General features: G+C 44.1%; 3 protein-coding genes and 1 pseudogene. 3 read left to right on the top strand and 1 reads right to left on the bottom strand.

The annotated features are described in order from the left end of the window. Positions 1 to 646, top strand: a pseudogene (locus WMO25_RS16725) (hypothetical protein); the annotation flags it as partial. 330 nt (positions 647 to 976) lie between these two features. On the opposite strand, the gene WMO25_RS16720 reads toward WMO25_RS16725, so the two are convergent. After that, positions 977 to 1,135 (bottom strand): DUF1540 domain-containing protein, encoded by a 159-nt coding sequence (locus tag WMO25_RS16720; RefSeq protein WP_015513053.1) that lies wholly within the window; start codon positions 1,133 to 1,135, stop codon positions 977 to 979. Positions 1,136 to 1,360: 225 nt separating this feature from the next. On the opposite strand from WMO25_RS16720, the gene WMO25_RS16715 reads away from it, so the two are divergent. Next, positions 1,361 to 2,395: a DUF2804 domain-containing protein gene (locus WMO25_RS16715; protein WP_215690613.1), complete on the top strand. Its 1,035-nt coding sequence runs from the start codon at positions 1,361 to 1,363 to the stop codon at positions 2,393 to 2,395. A 97-nt stretch (positions 2,396 to 2,492) separates the two neighbouring features. After that, positions 2,493 to 2,903 carry a hypothetical protein gene (locus WMO25_RS16710; RefSeq protein WP_015513055.1) on the top strand — a complete coding sequence of 137 codons (411 nt, stop codon included), beginning with the start codon at positions 2,493 to 2,495 and terminating at the stop codon, positions 2,901 to 2,903. The last annotated feature ends 75 nt before the right edge of the window (positions 2,904 to 2,978 follow it).

The raw sequence follows: 2,978 nt of genomic DNA, 5'->3' as shown, positions 1-2,978 counted from the left end.
ATCAGAAAAACTGGCAGAGAAAATGATCGATGCCATTGTCAAAGTCATGAAGCCATCCACAGGCATTACTTATAACAGGGGAGTCGTGACAAAGACCCAGAGCAACGGCGCAGACTGGTATGGGGTTATCCGCGGGGCAGTATCTGGAGCAGCTTCACAGGGACAGGCGAAAAATGGCCCGGTTCGTTATGATTATATAGTTGAGCATGGTTTTCATGATAATCCCAAGGAATGTCTTTTCCTGTCGAAACAGGAAAACTTAAAAGCTATAGCGGAGGCCAAGGCAGCTGCAATAGCAGAGTATTTTGGTATTGGGAATAAAAAACAGTCAACAAATCAAAGTGGGCAGAGCGGTCAGAATAACCGGAATAATGACAGTCATCAGACAGATCAAAATACTTCGACAGATAGTACGATATTAAATAAAAAGACAGCATATATGGTAAGAGTTTCTGTTGACGATCTGAACATCCGGCAGGCACCTACAATTTATTCAAAGGCTGTGGGATTTACAGGCAAGGGGGTATTTACCATTACAGAAGAAGCAACGGGAATTGTCAATGCAGCCGGAGAGAGAAGCCGATGGGGAAAACTGAAATCAGGGCAGGGGTGGATATGCCTTGATTATGCAGAGAAAGTGGCTTGAAAAGTTTGAAAAGAGTTTTAACCGGTTCAAGATCAAGGAATGAGATGCTATAATGAAAGTACTGTGATAAATTATAGTTGTAACAGTAGTAGCTGGTAAGAGTTATACTAATGATTATAAGGGATGATTGAACAAAAGGGGCGTCCGCTTTACGATTTTTTAATCGTTAAAGCGACGCCTTATTTACGCGAGCAACGAGCCAAGGTTCGTGCTTGCACGAGACCTTGGCGACTGCCGCGATAACTTGAGAAACTCGCGGAGCGTGTTTCTCATAGTTTGATATACATGGGCCGCACGCTTTGGGGTTATTGGTGCAGCCCTTTTTTTAGTTTAGCGGGCTGCAAAAGATTCGCAGTCGGTGCCCTCTTTTGTCTTAGGGGAACATTCGCAGGCGCCGATGCTGACACAGTTTAAGGTACAGTATTCCACATTACCTGCATGATGTTTACAATCATGAACGCCACATTTAATTGAATTGTTTACTTCCATTTTGATAATCTCCTTTCAATTGCGAAAAAACTGAGTCCGTTCAACATGTAATCGTGAGGAATATTTTTCACTTGATGCTGTGAACGGAAAAGCTAACATATTGACGGGTGACAGCATTAGTTTGCACCGAAATTTATGAAATATGTATAAAAGACTATTTTTTTTCAAAAAATTTGTTATACTGATAATATACGTTCAAAATAAGAGAAGACAGGAGGGATCTTTATGCAGCATGAGGTAACGGATGTTCAGAAGTTGTTGGATAAGCAGGGATACGTTGTAACGCCTGGATGGGCGAGACGACCGGTCTGGCAGTATAATCGCGAGAATATTGCAGCCCCTTCTTTTCGCATTAAGGAATGGGATTATTATCTTGCGGGCAATGAACATTATGCCGTTGCATTTACCCTGTCGGATCTGGGATATGCGGGATTAATTAGTGTTTCTTTGATTGATCTTGTGGAACGAAAGGAACATACTGAGACCATATTGACGGCAATGCCTATGGGACGATTGGGACTGGGGAGGACATCGGACGATGGCAATGCGGATTTCAGAAATGGTCGGATTCATCTTCGTTATACGGTGAAGCCGCATAGAAGAAGAATTCAGTGTGTTTTCCGTGATTTTCAGGATGGTAAGACATTGACGGCGGATCTTCTGATGAAGCAGCCGGAGATGGACAGCATCTGTATTGCAACACCGTGGAAGGAGAATCAGAAGGCTTTTTATTACAATCAGAAGGTGAATTGTATGCCGGTCAAGGGCAAAGTGAACTTTGACGGGCGCGATTATATTTTTGATGGGAGAAAAGATATGGCTGTCCTTGACTGGGGACGCGGTGTGTGGACTTATGACAATATCTGGCGTTGGGGAACCTGCAGTACAAGGCTGAACGGTGTACCTTTCGGTTTCAATCTCGGCTATGGATTCAGTGATCGGAGCAGTGCCACTGAGAATGTGATTTTCTATGATGGCCGTGCCCATAAGCTTCAGGAAGTTGTTTTTATGATCGGACAGGATGATAAGGGCAATTTTAATTACATGGATCCGTGGACGATTTCATCCAGTGATGGTCGGTTTGAGGGGATTTTTGAGCCGATCCTGGACAGAAAAGCAAAGATTGATATGAAAGTAATTGCCAGCGATCAGCATCAGGTGTTTGGGCATCTGACGGGGACGGCAGTTCTGGATGACGGAACCGAACTCAAGATGCGGGATGTCATTGCAGCCATAGAAGTTGTTCATAATCGCTATTAAGACTTGTGGGAGAAGTGTTGGCTGATGGAAGAGAGGAACATTAGTCATGTGACAGAAGCAGCTGTTGGCGGAGCTGCAGTAATTAGGAGGGGTTTACATGAGAGGAGCAGTTGAACTTAGGACAGACGGATGTACAGATTTACAGATGGACAGCAATAAGCAATATATTGTGACCAAGTGGTATGGCAGCAGTCTGGCTATTTTTGAAGAAGCCGCTTTTCAGAAATATCTCAGGAGACTGGATACGGATTTCAAGGATAATGGTCATGGACAGAGTGTGATCCGCTATTTTCTGTCAGCGGCCGTTACCATGATGACAGAAGAATCAGATGGATGGCGTATTCCACCGGAGCTTCTGACGTGCATTGAGAAAGACGGGGAAAGGCTGGAATACTGGGAATGTGAGATCAACAGCAGTTATCAGGACAGTTTGCCTGTTTTTGTAGTGGCAGCATCCGGGAATATGGACAGTGCCATTGAGATGACGAAGGAGCGTCATGCCGCATAAACAGTTTAACCGGTGAGTATTCTGTTGGTAGATGTCAACTATGACAAAGTGTCGAGGAAACATACCTGTGTGATA

Source organism: Coprococcus intestinihominis (genome assembly GCF_040096555.1).
GTDB lineage: Bacteria > Bacillota > Clostridia > Lachnospirales > Lachnospiraceae > Coprococcus_A > Coprococcus_A intestinihominis.
Note: the sequence above shows the minus strand (reverse complement) of the source record. Positions and strands in the feature narration are given on the sequence as shown.

Coding starts and splice junctions, on each gene's coding strand:
- WMO25_RS16710 (WP_015513055.1), top strand. CDS start 2,493: ATGAGAGGAGCAGTTGAACTTAGGACAGACGGATGTACAGATTTACAG.
- WMO25_RS16720 (WP_015513053.1), bottom strand. CDS start 1,135: ATGGAAGTAAACAATTCAATTAAATGTGGCGTTCATGATTGTAAACAT.
- WMO25_RS16715 (WP_215690613.1), top strand. CDS start 1,361: ATGCAGCATGAGGTAACGGATGTTCAGAAGTTGTTGGATAAGCAGGGA.